The sequence below is a fragment of the Nigerium sp. genome, from assembly GCF_039811905.1.
GTDB lineage: Bacteria > Actinomycetota > Actinomycetes > Propionibacteriales > Propionibacteriaceae > Propioniciclava.
The window spans coordinates 1-14087 of the sequence record NZ_JBDHZL010000068.1; the positions used below are offsets into that span (position 1 = coordinate 1).

The following is a 14087-nucleotide window of genomic DNA, read 5'->3' on the forward strand; positions in this document are numbered from 1 at the left end:
CGAAACGCTGCAGGTGTTTCTGTCGCGCTGCAGGTGTTCCCGGAACGCCGGGCTGAGACCGGAACGCTGCCTTACGTAAGGCAGCGTTCTCGCCGACGTCAGGCGTAGCGGAAACGCTGCGAGTCTTTCGCGGAACGCTGCCGGCGTTTCAGGAACGCTGCAGGCGTTTCGCATGGACGCCGCGCGTCACCGACCCGCCACCCCCGCGCGGGATGTGCCCAGCGGTCAGGAGATCTTGATCCCGAAGATTTTCCGGTCATAGGACGCCACCACGATCATGTTGTTATAGATCGCCGGGGACGCCTCGGTGTTCTTGCCGAGGCTGACGGTGTCGAGATCCTCGCCCGTCTGCGGGTCGAACAGATGCATGATGCCGGCCGAGTCGGTGAGGATGCCGTACTGCCTCCCGTCGGACCCCTGGAACAGCGTCGGCGAACTCCACGAGTAGTTCGTGAGGTGCCGGCGCCAGATGACCTGGCCGTTCTTCTTGTCGAGCGCGATCAGGTCGCCCTCGCGCGGGGCGGTGGTGCGGGCGACGTTGAAGATCACCATGTCCGACAGCGAGCCCTGCCCGATCGCCGGCGTCCCGAGGACGCCTCCGTTGACGGCCGCGTCGTAGTAGGCGGGGATGTCGTACTGCCACAGTTGCTTGCCGGTCATCGCGTCGAGCTTGCGGATGTTCGTGATGCGCTCCCCGCCGGTCGCGCCGCGGTTGTCGACCTCGTTGCCCGTGTAGAGGAACACGCCCGAACTTGTGGCCTCCAGCACCAGCGACGAATCCACATCGTCGCCGGTGTTGCGCATCCAGAGCACCTGCATGGTCGTCGCGTCCCAGCAGAAGACGTTGCCGTCGTTGTCGGCGGCGAACATGAGGTTGCGGTACGCCACGGCCGAGTTCTCGATGCCGTGCTTCTTCGACTTCGGGCCCGCGTACTCCATCTTCACGACCTCGGGTTTGACCCCCACCTTCTTGGCCGCCGGGTCGAACGACGAGTTCAGCTTCACCTTGTAGACCAGCCCGTTCTCGGCGGGCTCGAAGGCCGTGTCGGTCTGCCGGTTCACCAGCGCGGAGGAGTCGAAGGCTCCCCAATCCGGACGCGGCGCGCTCGGATCGAGGCCCGGGATGCCCCAGACCTCCTTGTTCTGGATCAGGTCGAACACCCGCCAGCGCCACGGGCCGATCGTGCCGTTGCGGTCGTTGAGCCCCTGCCCGGAGTACAGCAGCGGATAGCCGCGCGGGTCGATCGAGCCGGTGCCCTTGAAGCCGAACTTCGCATCGATCGGCTCTTTCGTCGCCTTGCCGGACGCCAGGTCGAGCCGGTAGATCTTGCCCTCGAACGTCGGATAGATCACCTCGACGAAGTTCGGGTCGTTCGCGAACTCGGCCGGCAGACCCATAGCGGCGCGGGTGGCGTCCGGCCATTTCACGAGCAGGGGCTGGCCGGTCCAGCCGGCGCCCGGCCAGTAGGAGCCCTCGCCGCGGATCTCGCCGGTCGGCTGCTCCCAGACGATGTTGAGCTTCTTCTCCTTGATGTCCGCCGTGCCGTACGCGCCGCCGCTGCGGTAGTTGTTGCCCCGGAACACCAGGACGCCCGGCACGTCGGTGTACGTCGCCGGGTCGCCGAACGCGACCTGCTCGCGCGGCTCGTACTGCTCGATCACCTTGTCGTCGGCGTTGATGACCCGCCACCAGAAATCGCCCGGCTCGTCGGTCATGGGGCGCTGGTAGCGCCCGTCGCCCAGCACGGTCGCGGGCACGAAGCCCGGCATCGAGTTCAGCGGGATGCTCAACTTGGCCGGATCGGTCTCCCGGGACGCCGCCGGCGTCTCCGCCGACGCCGGCGGGTTCGCCCGCTCGCCCGTGCGCACCGTGTCCGTCGCGCACGCTGCCAGGGGGACCAGCATCCCCCCGCAGATCAGCGCGGCGACGACCGCGCGATGGCGGCGATGGCGGCGTCCGTGGCTCATGCGGGGCTCCTCCGGGGTCGGAATCAACGAAAGTCTAGGGCCTGACCACGGGGGCATCCGCGGGGCCGGCGGCGGGTCGCGTCACGTGCCGCCCTCGGCGGCGACCGCGTCGGCGGCCCGGTGCGCGGACGCCTCGTCGAGATAGCGCCCCAGCCGCGGCGCCGGGACGCCGCCCTCCAGCGTGAACACCAGCGGGTGCCCGGCGGGGATGTTCAGGTTCTCGGTCTCCGCTTCGCCGAGCCCGAAGACGAGGTGGCAGAGCGCGCGCAGCGAGTTGCCGTGGGCGATGACGACGACGGTCTCGCCGGTGCGGGCCAGGTGCGGCGCGAGGACGTCCTCCCACAGCGGCCGCACCCGCTCGATGACGTCGGCGAGGGCCTCGCCCGACCCCGGGACGATCGGGCCGTGGTCGGCCACCGGCGGCGGGTTCACCCAGGTCGCGATCTGGGCCGGGGACGCCGCCGGCGGCCGTCCGTCGATCGTGCGGCGCCAGGTGAAGAAGGCGTCCTCGCCGTAGGTTTCGCGGGCGTCCGCCTTGGCCATGCCCGTGAGACACCCGTAGTCGCGCTCGCAGAGCCGCCAGGTGACGGCCGCGTGGGCGGGCGGCAGGCCCAGGCCCTCGCAGAAGAGCTCGGTGGTGCGCAGGGCGCGCCGCATCGGGCTGGTCAGGACGACCGTGGGCAGGATGCCCGCCGCCCGGCACAGGCCCGCGGCGACCGCCAACTGGGCCGCGCCGGCGTCGGTGAGGCCGGCGTCCAACAGGCCGGTGAAGACCTGCGACGCGTTGAACGTGCTCTCGCCGTGGCGCAGCAGGACGACGGTCGGCGTCCTCGTGGCGGTCATTCCCGCAGCGTACCGATCACGCGACGAGCGCGGGCCTCCGGACGCCGTCCGGCGTGCGGCCGGCCGGCTCGGTCGGGCTCGGCCAGGGCACCCGGACCCACGGGCTCCGCGGGTCGGCGAGCAGCCTCCGGACGATCTGGCCGGTGACGAGCGAGTCGAGTTCCGCCTCGGCGAACGCGCGCTGGCCGCGCGCCAGGGCATGCCCGAAGGACGGCCACGACCGGTGCAGACTCGTGAGCGCGAGGCACGGCTCGGCCATCAGGGCGAGCGCCTCGTCGCGCGCCAGGTAACCGACGCCCGCGGACGCCGCGGCCGCGTGCAGCGCCAGGGCGGACAGGTAGGTGGCTCGATCGGAGTCCGCGACCGGGGCCGGCGAGCCCCCGCGGCCGGCGGCGGCTGTCCAGGCCTGCGCGAGCAGGTCGGTCACGACGATCTCGGCGCTCGCGGCGTCCGTGATCGCGAGGTCGCGGGCCAACGGCCAGCGCCACCAGTCCGCGCGGCCCGGCAGAGTGAGGGTTTGCAGCGCGGACGCCTCGCGCCCGTCACGCGCGGCGGCGTGCAGCTCGAGCGCGAAGCGCTCGCGGAACGGCGCGGTGAGCGCCACGGCGAACCGGACGCCCGCCGGCGTGCGGAACAGCTCCAGCTCCACGTCAGCCTGCGCGGCGGCCGCAGCGTGGAGACGCGCGGCCGCTGCGCGGGTGGCCGCCCGCCGCCGGTCCACGGCGCCGAAGCTGACCAGGTTGGCGAGGGCGGTGAGGGTGGGCATCGTTTCCTCCTGGGATCCGATCGGCTGCATCGAGCCTCTCGCACCCGGACGCCGCCGCACCAGCGACCGTGGGACGGTTCTGGGGCAGCCCTCAGTCGTAGTCGTGTCGACTTTCGGTCATCCGGCAGGCGAGGAGCCGGCGGCGAGGGCCTCGGCGTCCAGGCGCTGCTCCATGAGGACGATCTGATAGGGGTTCCATGTGGAGAGCGTGTAGCGCAGCACGAGGTCCGGGCCGTCCAGCCGGGTGTCGAACAGGTAGGGCGCGTAGGCGCCGCCCGTGGCGTCCCGCTGGCCGCGGAAGATGCGGTCGCCGACCGGCTCGGACGCCTCCAGCGTCGCCCGGATGAATCGCGACGACGGGTCGTCGAACGACATGCCGCGCGCGATCCAGTCGAAGAGGGCGATGCGCGGCGACCAGGGCCCCCACGGCGTCTCGGACGTCCGCAGGGTCACCGCCGGGCCGACCGGATCCTCCGGGCCCGACATCGCGAGCAGCACGTACCGGCCGATCTCGGGCACCCAGCGCACCGACAGCTCGCCGAGGGCGCCGGGCAGCAGGGGCCGGGCGTCCGACTCGCGCGGCGTCCACACCGGACGCCCGCCGCGCAACCCCGCGTAGAACCGCAGCCCGAGGCGTCCGGGGGAGAAGCAGGGGCGCCCGAGCAGGGGGGCGGCGTCCGGGTCGAGCACGGCGAGAAAGAGGTCGTCGGCGCGGTAGGCTCCGCACCCCCACAGCGCGAGGATCTGCTTGTCAGAGGGCTCTTCGGACGCCTCGCTCAGCCCCAGCCCGGCCGCCGGAACCCAGCCGCACGAGATGTTCACGAGCCGGTGGCTGGAGACCGTCGTCAGCGTCTCGAACCGCAGCGGACGCCGCGACCGCCCGCTGAGCCGCGGCTCGCCCACCGCCCGCGCCAGCACCGAGCGGCCCATCACCTGGTGGTGCATGAAGTGATTCGACGTCGCGAACAGGAACCAGCGCCCGCCGAACTCGAAGGCGTCCAGCGGGACGTCGTACTCGCGCATCGTCGCCCCGCCCCCCTCGAGCCGCAGCGGCGCGCCGTGAAACTCGAAGCCGGGCGCGCCCGGCACCGGACCGTCGGGGGAGATCGCCGCGATCGAATCCCGCGTGGCGAGCAGCGGCGAGCGCCAGTGCGTGTCGCCGCACAGCAGATAGGACGCCCCGCCGCGCTCCACGCGGACGCCCAGGTCCGTCCCGAGCACCCCGCTGCGGGACGCCGACGAGCTGAGCGTGACCCGCCCGCGCACGGACGGCTGCGTGTCGATGTCGCCCGTGATCTGCGCGACCTTCACCGAGGGACGCGACGCGGCCCGGGCGGGCTCGCGGTCGTCGAAGCGCAGGCACGCGGCGCGCATCCACCGGACGCCCCCGTCGTAGCGCTGCCGATGCCACTGAAACAGGCTCGTGCCCTCCTGGACGAGCGCCTGCAGCCAGCCATCCAGCCGGGACGCCGTCAGCGACACCGCCGCGACCCCCTGCAGCCCGCACTCGACGCGCTCGATGCGCTCGAACCGCGGGGCGCCGCGCCCCGCGCGGTGCACGTCGAAGCCGGAGCCGCGCGGCACCGCGACGAACAGCTCCCCGCGGGACGCCGCGACGCTCGCCGGCCCGTCGCCCGGCCCGGCGACGACCGCGCGCCGCCGCCAGGAACCGCGGGCGTGCGTGAGCCAGACGACGCCGTCGGCGGTGGTGACGACGGCGTCCAGGCGTCCGGGGGTCGCGACGACGTCCACCCCGGACGCCTCCGCGACCGGCAGCGCGCCGGCGTCGCGCCAGCCGCGGGCGTCCGGACGGCCGAGCCGGTTGCCCCAGCGCAGGTGCCGGACGCCGCCGTCGGAGGCGACGAGGGCGTCCAGGCCGCCGAGATGCGCGGCGAGCGCGACGGCGTCCGCGGGCGGGGCCAGAACGCCGGCGCGCTCCCACGGCCGGTCGAGGCGTGGGTTCGGGTCGCGCCAGTGATGCACCACGCCGTCGGGCTCGATGCTGAGCGCCTCGAGGTTGCCCGGCCACCAGCGCGTGCCGGGGCGCTGCGCGAGGCACGCGGGCTGCAGCGTCTCGGAGGAGGCGATCAGGCCGCGGCGCCAGTTCTCGTCGGGACGGTGCTGGTCGCGGCTGTACGGGTGCAGCGCCATCGCGGCGGGCTCACCCGACGGCCCCGCCTCGCCCGGCACCCCGGAAGACCCGGCCACCGGCGTCCGCACGACGGCGTCCAGGCGGGGGGTGCGGAGCACCGCCCGCACCGGTCCGACGGTGCCGGGAAGCGACGATTGCAGCAGCGATCCGGGCCCGATGAGGGCCGACGTCAGGGGCGGCACGGCGCCCACCGTAGCCGGTCGGGGGGACGCCGCGCTCAGCCGGCTACGATCCCAGCGCCTGGCACTGGAAGTACGCGCCGAGGTAGGTCTTGTTGCCCTTGCCGGTCGGCGCCGGATCGTTGTCGCGGCACTGCAGGCGACCCTTGATGTTGTTGCCGTTGAAGGTCTGCGGCCCGTGGTTGTTCGTGGACTCCAGCTTCTGGATCGTCGCGTTCTCGACGGTCGCGGTGTTGCCGTTCCACAGGTTGATGATGTTGTAGGTGCCGCCCGAGATCAGGATGTTCTCGTAGACGTCGCCCATGATCTCGCCGGTGACCTTCGCGTTCTTCAGCTCCAGCGACGCGTGGTCGCGGATGCTGATCTTGCCGTTCACGGTCACGCCGTCGAGCACGCATTTGGCGTCCTTCGGCACGGTGATGTCGCCGTTCACCGTCTTGCCGTTCACCGGGACGCCGCAGTCGAGCGGCTGAGTGCTCGGCGTGGGCGTCGGCGTGTCGGTGGCCGTCGGCGACGCCGTGGCGGGCGTCGAGCCGCCCTGCGTCGGGGCCGTCGTCGGCGCGGACGCCCCCGGCGTGCACCCGACGACCGCGAGCGTCGCAGCGGCAGCCGCGGCGAACGTCACGATCTTCTTCATGGTTCCCCCTCCTGGCCGCGCCCTGTTGGTCCGCGCGACAAGAACGACGCTAGCAACTGGGGCGGCCAGGCGGGGGAGCGCTCGCCGTCAGAGTGCCTGACGGCCCACGGTGCCCTTGAGACCCTTGAGGTACGCGGCCGACTGGACGCGCTTCAGGTCGGCCTTCGCCTCGACGAGCTGCCCGGCCAGGTCGAGCCGCTCGGACGCCTCGGCGTTCTCGGGCCACCGCATGAACGCGTCGATCGCGCTGATACCGCCTCGTGCCTGCCGGACGTCCTCCGCCTGCTTCGCCGCGAGCCGCGCCGCGTACCAGTCGGACGCCAGGATCGCCTCGGCGGTGAACAGGTCGCGGAACTCGGGCGAGGTGAGTGTCCAGCCCTCCTCGGACGCCCCGGTGGCCATGATCTCCAGCAGGGCCTTCAGCGGCGGGATCGCCATCTCGATGCCCCCGTCGTCGAAGTACGCCTGCGCCACGCGCTTGTGGGTCTTCACGATCGTGGCCATCGACTCGGCGAACTCGTCCAGGTCTTGCAGCTCGGGCCGCAGCATCTCGTCGGTGAACACGACGTCGGGGTGCAGGAACACACGCCCGAAGTAGGTCGTCGCGAACCGCTCGTTCATGCGGTAGCCCAGCCGGCTCGCCAGGACCGTCTCGCCGTGGTGCTCGAAGTCCTCGAGCTTCTCGAGGTAGCCCTCCTTGATGAGGTTGGCCGCGGTCCGCTCGTCGGGGTTCATCCGCGAGAACAGCTCGGGCACCAGCATCGAGATGTCGTGATCGACGCGCACCTTCGGGCCGATGTAGCCGGCCGAGCTCAGCCAGCCGTCGTAGCCGGTGAGGGCGAACGACAACAGGGCCGAGTTCAGGTCGATGATCGGGGGCAGCGCGTTGAACGGCCCCTTCGTCATCGCGCCCTCGGAGCCGGCGCCGGTCGTCGAGGGCGACTTGCCGGTCATGGAGCTGATGAACTCCATGAAGAGCTCCGGCAGCTCCATGTAGTGCAGCGGGTTGTAGGAGCACAGCGGCGGGACGCCCTCCTCGCCCGGGTTGTTGCGGCGTCCGGCGGCGACGACGTCGACCGGCAGCCGCACGTCCTTGCCGGTGGGCACCTGCAGCAGCAGGTGGTTCGAGAGGTCGGCCAGCCCGGTGGCGACGGGGTTCGCGATGTCCGGACGCACCTGCAGGTAGCGCGGGTTCTTCGAGCGCTTGCCGTTGACGATGCGCGGGTTCGCCGAGCACGCGAAGAACGCCGGCGACTCGCCCGCGGTCTCGGCGGCCCTCCTGATCAGGTTGGCCATCGGCTGGGTGAACTCGCTGAACGCCTGGACGTCCTCCATCATCTCCTGCGCGTCGGCGTGCGTCAGCGGCTGGAAGTTCGAGATGAACGTGCCCGGCCGGGCCATGTCCTTCTCGGTCTGCTTGTCGTAGCCGCGATGGATCGCGTCGTCGGGACGCTGGAACAGCAGGTGTTCGCAGTTCTGCACGTACTTGCGCGACGGCCCGTCGGGCGTCGGCGTGACCGTGGACGCCGTGATGTCGTCCTCCGTCTGCACCTTGGACGCCGGCGTGAAGTCCGGACGCAGGCTGAACAGCCGCCAGCTGCCGTCGGCGTCGAACCCGACGCGCAGGAAGTTGACCACGATCGCCTCGCCGTCGAGCCGCAGTGAGTTGCCCTGGCGCCCGTTCATGATCGTGACGCTGAACCGGCTGCGCCAGTCGTCGCCCCACTCCGGCTGGTAGAACCGCTTGACCGTGAACACGAGCTCCTTGATGTGCGAGGGGATCTCGTTGAGGAACTCGTTGTACTCGGGCGTGAACAGGCTGGAGGGCGTCAGCAGCTTGATGACCGAGCCGAAGCTGCGCTCCGGCCCGAGGATGGGGCGGTGGTCCTGCCCGTTGGACGCCGGGTCCGCGAAGCGGTCGGCGTAGTTGCCGTCGATGATCTCGGCGACCCGGTCCATGTCGGCGTCGAAGTCGTTCACGTAGGCGTGGCCGAAGACGAAGGCGTCCAGGATCGACTTGCTGATCTCGCTCTTGCCGCCGCCCGAGACCGTCGCGGGCTTGTGGCAGTGCGTCGCGGTGGCCGAGACGCCGACGAGGTGCCACTGCGTCGGGTCGGACTCGCGGTGCTTCGCGTAGACCCGGTAGCCGTTCGGCAGGTAGTAGGTCGTGCCGGCGAGCAACTTGATCGTGTGGGTGTCACCGTCGGCGTTCCAGGTGATCGTCTGGTTGCGCATGCTGAACGTCGCGCCGCCGGGGACGATCACGGCGTCCGGGTTCGTGCGGTCGGTCGCGTGTCCCTCGGGCTGCAGCTCGAAGCGGTCGGGGTCGCGCTCGACGACCGCGGCGACCGTGTAGCCCGCGGGCGTCCGGTTGTCGGTGAAGCCGGAACCCAGGTTGTACGCCGGGTAGACGATCGCGCCGCCGGCGTGCTCTTCCTCCGCGCAGCCGAGCAGGTTCGCGGAGTAGCCGATCTGGGTCTTGACCTCCTTCTTGCAGTACCCGAAGTAGTTGTCGGCGATGACGGTGACGATGACGCCGCGCTCGTCGCGCGCGCAGATCTTGAACGCCTGGCCGTCGTTGTAGAGCTCGCCCTCGTCGGTCCAGCACTGGCCGTCGCGCTTTTGGCGGTCGGTGGCGTCGTCGACGTGGGGGAGGCCCAGCTCCTTCTTCGTCAGGTGCGTGAGGTGGGGGGCGAGCACGACGCAGCCGCTGTGGCCGGTCCACGAGTCGGGGTGCAGGGAGGCGTCGTTCTCGGGCAACTGCGGGTCGCCGGCGTTGCCGAAGATGCTCTCGACGAAGTCCAGGTTGGCGACCATCCCACCCGGCACGATGAACCGGATCTCCATCGAGCGCTCGGTGGTGACGCCCGGAACCGCGGGCAGGACCGTCGGCCGCAGCAGCAGCGACACGAAGCAGGACGCCGGCTTCTCGTCGTGCGCCGAGTACGGCAGGCGCAGCGCCTCCTCCGGCGGCTGGAACGCCAGCGACAGCAGCTTCGCGAAGACCTCCCGGTCGACGGCGATCTTGTCGTCGGGGATCGGCAGGCCGCCCTCGGCGATGTGGAAGACGCCCTTCGTGGTCCGGCGGTCGTTCGCCGGGTTGTGCAGGACGCCGTTCATCAGCCGGTACGAGCTGAGCAGCTCGGAGCTGAACTCGTCGCCGTCCTTCGGCAGGGAGAGCCCGCGTGCGAGCCCGGCCTGATCGAGGATCAGGGTGCGGCGCGGCAGCTCGGGCTTCACGGACGACCCCTGAAGGTAGGAGTCGAGGAACGCCTGGATGCGCTGGTCGACCGGCGACAGTCGCTCGGCCAGCCGTCGGTTCAACTCGCGCTGGCGCGCGAGAATCGGCTCGACGAGCTCGGCGGTCGCGGCGTTTTCGACGTCGTCCGCCAGGGGCTGGCCGAGAAGGGCCAGTCGGAGATTGATCGCTGCGTTGACGTGCGTGGCGCTCATGAGTCCATCCTTTCAACCGACATGGGTTGTCGCGGGCTAGTGGGCGGAGGTGCACCGGGTGCCCGTTCGCCTGAACGGACGCCAAGGGAGCAAAAGCGGCACACCCAACGATGCCATGGCCTCGCCTGCCTCTCCGGGTCGTTCAGCGGGCGAACCACCCGGTTCACGGGACGTCGCCCGGGGGAGGGCCGCGACCGATGGGTAGGGTGGGCCGGGTGAGCGGGACGATCCAGACAGGGCGGGCCACCGGGCGCGGCATCGTGGTGCAGCGGCCCACCTCGTACACCGAGGCGCGCGCGATCGGCGAGGCGCTCCGGGCCGGGTTCCTGGTCGTCCTCAATATCTCCGAGATGGACGCCGACGAGGCCTACCGGCTCGTCGACTTCGTCTCCGGGCTGGTCTTCGGGCTGAACGGCAACATCGACATCGTGACGAGCGTCGTGCTGGTGCTCGTGCCGCCGGGGGTCATGGTGGTCGACGAGGCCGAGCAGGTCACGGGGTCGTTCTTCAACCAGAGTTAGCCGGGGCTTCCATGTCGCCCGTGGTGGGCCCGGCGCCGGGGGCTCAGGAGGCGTCCTGATCGGCCCCTGAAGCGCCCCTGGGAACCCTTCGGTGTGGCCTGGGCGCCGGTCAGACTGGTGGCATGAGCAACGACCAACCCACCCCGCAGTGGCAGCAGCCGACCCAGTCCGACCCCTCGTTCCAGTATCAGGGGGCGGCCCCCGGCTCGCAGCAGCCGTGGCAGGCCCCCGAGCGCGGCCGTGACGCCGGCGGGGTCGCCTCCGGCGAAGAGCGCACGTCGGCGATGCTCGCCCACCTGTCCGCGCCCATCGCCGCCATCGTCTCCGCCGGGTGGCTGACCATCGTCGGCCCCCTCATCCTCTGGCTGATCTACCGCGACCGCTCGTGGTTCGTCCGCAACGCCGCCGCCGGGGCCTTCAACTTCACCATCTCCATGTGGCTGTTGACCGTGGTCGGCTGGCTCATGATCTTCACGATCATCCTGTCGCCGCTCGGCGCCATCCTGCTCGCCGTCGGGGCCCTCGGCTCGATCGTGCTGGGCTGCCTCGGCGCCTACAAGACGTACCACGGCGAGGCCTACCGCTACCCGTGGCAGTTCAAGGTTCTCAGCTGACCCCACTCCGCCGAGACCGAGGGCTGGTCCCCCTCGCAGTCCCCCCGGGCTGCACCACACGCATCAGGGACGCCGCACGCGCGGCGTCCCTGATGCTTTTTTCTGTGCCCGGGCGGGTGTGCCCGTCGGCTCAGCTCAGCGCGACGCGCTCGACGTCGGCCCAGATGTCCCCACGCCAGCGGGCCGGCGGCTTGAGGCCGTCGCTGGTGTACCAGTTTCGGGTCGCCTCGGGGTGCGGGCCGACGAGGGTGAGGCGTCCTCGCCCGACGCGCACGGTCAGGGCCGCCGGACGACCGTTCCGGTAGCGCGCGATGATCTGCGCGCGGGCCGCGGCGCGGGGGGCGAAGACGGGCGGGTCCTGCACGTACATCGGCGTCCCGCGGCCGCGCCAGTTGATGGAGAGCACTCGCGCGCCGGAACTGCGCGTGTCGGCCCCCGGGGTCGTCTTGTAGTCCCAGATCTCGCCCGGGAAGAGGCCGAAGCCGGGGTCGTCGGTGGCGAGGTAGGCGCCCAGGCACAGGCCGAGGTAGTGGCCGCCGCCCCGAACCCAGTTCACGATGGCCGAACGGTAGCGGCTCATGTGCCGCCAGCCGGTGTTGACGTCCGGGCCGCCGGGCTGCACGTACAGGCGGGCGCGGCGGAGGTTCGCGGGCGTGAGAGCCGTCCGGGCGCCGGGCCCGACGTACGCCGAGTTCAGGACGCGCCGGTAGCTCATGGCCACGGCGACCGCGGCGGAGCAATCGGAGTAGGCGGCGGGGCCGCGGTAGATGAGGGCGAGCGGGCGCGCGGCGGCGTCCGCGGTGGGGGCGTCCAGGCCCAGTGCAGCCAGGCCGAGGGCCGCGGAGGAGGACGCGAGGAGGGTTCTGCGGGAGATGGATTCGGGCATGGGAGGGACCGTCCAGTGGTTCGACTACGGGGGACACCGCGCGGGGGGACGCGGTGTCGCACATGCTGCCACGGGGAGACGATCTTGGCGACTACCTGTCGCGGTTCTGCTCGGGTGTCGGACGCCCGCTCAGGCCGTCGGGTCGATCAGGACGCGCGCCCGGATGCCGCCCTCGACCAGGTCGTGGGCCTTCGCGATGCGCGCGAGGCGCAGGGGCTTGCGGATCGGGGTCGGCAGGGCGCCTTCGGACGCCGCGGCGGTCAGGTCGGCGGCCGCGGCCCGCTTCGCCTCGACCGGGAAATCGTCGCTGCCGAGCAGCCGGATCACCAGGTTGTCGAACAGCATCGGCCAGAACGGCAGGCGCGGCTTCGGGTCATCGGTGCCGTAGGCGGCGATGGTCGCGCCGGGGGCGGCGACGGCGGCGTCCAGCTTGAGGTTGGCCGCGAAGGCCACCTCGATGATGCGGTGGACGCCGTCGGGAGCCAGCTTGGCGATGCGCTCGCGCGCCTCGGACCCGAGGACGACCACGTGGTCGGCCGTTCCGGATTCGACGTCGAGGAAGTCCTGCCGCTTGCGGATCGTCCCGATGACGCGGGCACCGGCCCGACGGGCCAACTGGGCGGCGAGGCGTCCGACCGCGCCGTGGACGCCCTGCACGAGCACCGTGAGGCCGTCCACGGGGCCGTCGGCGAAGACGGCCCGATGCGCGGTGATGCCGGGGATGCCCAGGCAGGCGCCCAGGGTGTCCGGGACGCCGTCGGGCAGGTCGACCGCCAGGTCGCCCGGGACGACCACGTACTCCGCGGCCGTGCCGAACGGGCGGTACGACTGGGCGCCGTGCACCCAGACGCGGCGGCCGACGCGGGCGGCGTCCACCCCCGCGCCGACGGCGTCGATCACGCCGGAGGCGTCGCTGTGCGGGATGACGCGCGGGTAGGGCATCGGGCCGCCCTGCCAGCCCTCGCGCTTCTTCGCGTCGCCCGGGTTCACCCCCGAGTACCGGACGCGAACCAGCACCTCGCCGGGGCCGGGCGTCGGGTCGGGCAGCTCGCCGACGACGAGCACCTTGCTCGCCGGGCCCGTCTTCTCGTACCACGCCGCTCGCATGCGGTCAGCCTACGGGCGTCAGCGGGACACCAGGGCGTCGCGCACGGCGTCCAGGATGCGATCGTCGTCGAGACCGAGCTCCCGCAAGGTCCGGACGAAGATGCGGGCGGCCGCTCCGGACGCCTTCGCGACCGAGGCGTCCGTCCCGGTGACGAAGGAGCCGTGGCGTCCGCGGGTCTCGATGAGCCCGGACGCCTCCAACTCGCGGTACGCGCGGGCGACGGTGTTCGTCGCGAGGCTCAGCTCTTCGGCCAACTGCCGGACGGTCGGGAGGCGGTGGTTGGCCTCCAGCTCGCCGGACGCGCGGAGGGCGGTGATCTGATCCTTGATCTGTTCGTACGGAGGGGTCGGGAGGGAGGGGTCCACGGTGAACATGCGATTCCTTCGACGGTCGGTCTACCCGGGGGCGGGTCGTGACGACCCTAGCCTCAATCCGCCGGGTTCGCGGGGCCGAGCGGACGGGCCGCCGGTGTGCCCGTGGCGGGGCGCGCGAGACGGCGCAACGGATGACGTCCGCCCGGCGCGTCGTCACCATTTGATGCGACATGTGTTTCTAAGAATGTGGGCGGCGATGCTAGTGAGAGCGCACTCGTGGTCGCCTAGCACCGCGTGGGGTCAAGCGAGAAATGGCGCGCGAGGTCCGGCTCGCGTGCGGCGTCACACGGGGGCCTGGAGAACATAGCGCACCCGATCCTCGATAACATTCACTTCGACTAATAGGGTTTGTTGTTTTGAGAGGCGTCCGTTGATGAATTGTCCGAGGTGCGGAGCGTATTCCGCGGCGAGCACGTGTCCCGCGTGTGGTTTTCCGACTCCGCCTCAGGGTCAGCAGGCGCCGATCCAGCCCGTCGTCCAGCCCATGGCGCCGGCCTACCTGCAGCCGGTCCCCGTCCTGCAGGAGCGCCCGCGTTCGCACGGGCTCGCCTGGGCGTTGCTCGGGGCCGTCGTGGCGCTCGTCGGG

At 71.5% G+C, this 14087-nt stretch carries 11 protein-coding genes; 2 read left to right on the top strand and 9 right to left on the bottom strand.

The genetic code is table 11. The features are described 5' to 3' along the window. Positions 1-225 precede the first annotated feature (225 nt). The 6 genes from WMJ97_RS10925 to WMJ97_RS10950 form a co-directional block, all read right to left on the bottom strand. The gene (locus WMJ97_RS10925; RefSeq protein ID WP_347349023.1) at positions 226-1968 is read right to left on the bottom strand and encodes a PQQ-binding-like beta-propeller repeat protein; all 1743 of its coding nucleotides are present in this window, start codon (positions 1966-1968) and stop codon (positions 226-228) included. Between the two features lie 81 nt (positions 1969-2049). Then, positions 2050-2811 (bottom strand): 2,3-bisphosphoglycerate-dependent phosphoglycerate mutase, encoded by a 762-nt coding sequence (locus WMJ97_RS10930; RefSeq protein WP_347349024.1) that lies wholly within the window; start codon positions 2809-2811, stop codon positions 2050-2052. A gap of 16 nt (positions 2812-2827) precedes the next feature. Then, on the bottom strand, positions 2828-3577 hold the full coding sequence (locus WMJ97_RS10935) for a DUF1266 domain-containing protein (protein WP_347349025.1): 750 nt from the start codon (positions 3575-3577) through the stop codon (positions 2828-2830). A 117-nt stretch (positions 3578-3694) separates the two neighbouring features. Next, on the bottom strand, positions 3695-5911 hold the full coding sequence (locus WMJ97_RS10940; protein WP_347349026.1) for a DUF4185 domain-containing protein: 2217 nt from the start codon (positions 5909-5911) through the stop codon (positions 3695-3697). Between the two features lie 43 nt (positions 5912-5954). After that, positions 5955-6545, bottom strand: a complete 591-nt coding sequence (locus WMJ97_RS10945) for a hypothetical protein (protein WP_347349027.1) — start codon at positions 6543-6545, stop codon at positions 5955-5957. Between the two features lie 87 nt (positions 6546-6632). Next, the gene (locus WMJ97_RS10950) at positions 6633-9998 is read right to left on the bottom strand and encodes a hypothetical protein (RefSeq protein WP_347349028.1); all 3366 of its coding nucleotides are present in this window, start codon (positions 9996-9998) and stop codon (positions 6633-6635) included. Between the two features lie 215 nt (positions 9999-10213). Between WMJ97_RS10950 and WMJ97_RS10955 the strand changes: the two genes are divergently transcribed. Further along, on the top strand, positions 10214-10519 hold the full coding sequence (locus WMJ97_RS10955; protein WP_347349029.1) for a cell division protein SepF: 306 nt from the start codon (positions 10214-10216) through the stop codon (positions 10517-10519). A gap of 122 nt (positions 10520-10641) precedes the next feature. Further along, entirely contained in the window at positions 10642-11133 is a 492-nt protein-coding gene (locus WMJ97_RS10960; RefSeq protein WP_347349030.1) for a DUF4870 domain-containing protein, read from the top strand. 130 nt (positions 11134-11263) lie between these two features. Here WMJ97_RS10960 and WMJ97_RS10965 read toward each other — a convergent pair whose 3' ends face one another. From WMJ97_RS10965 to WMJ97_RS10975, 3 genes are all read right to left on the bottom strand, one after another. Further along, complete coding sequence (locus WMJ97_RS10965; RefSeq protein WP_347349031.1) at positions 11264-12019, bottom strand: BPL-N domain-containing protein; 756 nt, start codon at positions 12017-12019, stop codon at positions 11264-11266. Between the two features lie 129 nt (positions 12020-12148). Continuing rightward, the gene (locus WMJ97_RS10970; RefSeq protein ID WP_347349032.1) at positions 12149-13126 is read right to left on the bottom strand and encodes an NADPH:quinone reductase; all 978 of its coding nucleotides are present in this window, start codon (positions 13124-13126) and stop codon (positions 12149-12151) included. An 18-nt stretch (positions 13127-13144) separates the two neighbouring features. Continuing rightward, positions 13145-13501 carry a GntR family transcriptional regulator gene (locus WMJ97_RS10975; RefSeq protein WP_347349033.1) on the bottom strand — a complete coding sequence of 119 codons (357 nt, stop codon included), beginning with the start codon at positions 13499-13501 and terminating at the stop codon, positions 13145-13147. Positions 13502-14087: the final 586 nt, after the last annotated feature.

Excerpts from the sequence above, each read along its gene's own strand:
- WMJ97_RS10925 (WP_347349023.1), bottom strand. The coding sequence starts at position 1,968 with ATGAGCCACGGACGCCGCCATCGCCGCCATCGCGCGGTCGTCGCCGCG.
- WMJ97_RS10930 (WP_347349024.1), bottom strand. The coding sequence starts at position 2,811 with ATGACCGCCACGAGGACGCCGACCGTCGTCCTGCTGCGCCACGGCGAG.
- WMJ97_RS10935 (WP_347349025.1), bottom strand. The coding sequence starts at position 3,577 with ATGCCCACCCTCACCGCCCTCGCCAACCTGGTCAGCTTCGGCGCCGTG.
- WMJ97_RS10945 (WP_347349027.1), bottom strand. The coding sequence starts at position 6,545 with ATGAAGAAGATCGTGACGTTCGCCGCGGCTGCCGCTGCGACGCTCGCG.
- WMJ97_RS10950 (WP_347349028.1), bottom strand. The coding sequence starts at position 9,998 with ATGAGCGCCACGCACGTCAACGCAGCGATCAATCTCCGACTGGCCCTT.
- WMJ97_RS10960 (WP_347349030.1), top strand. The coding sequence starts at position 10,642 with ATGAGCAACGACCAACCCACCCCGCAGTGGCAGCAGCCGACCCAGTCC.
- WMJ97_RS10965 (WP_347349031.1), bottom strand. The coding sequence starts at position 12,019 with ATGCCCGAATCCATCTCCCGCAGAACCCTCCTCGCGTCCTCCTCCGCG.
- WMJ97_RS10970 (WP_347349032.1), bottom strand. The coding sequence starts at position 13,126 with ATGCGAGCGGCGTGGTACGAGAAGACGGGCCCGGCGAGCAAGGTGCTC.
- WMJ97_RS10975 (WP_347349033.1), bottom strand. The coding sequence starts at position 13,501 with ATGTTCACCGTGGACCCCTCCCTCCCGACCCCTCCGTACGAACAGATC.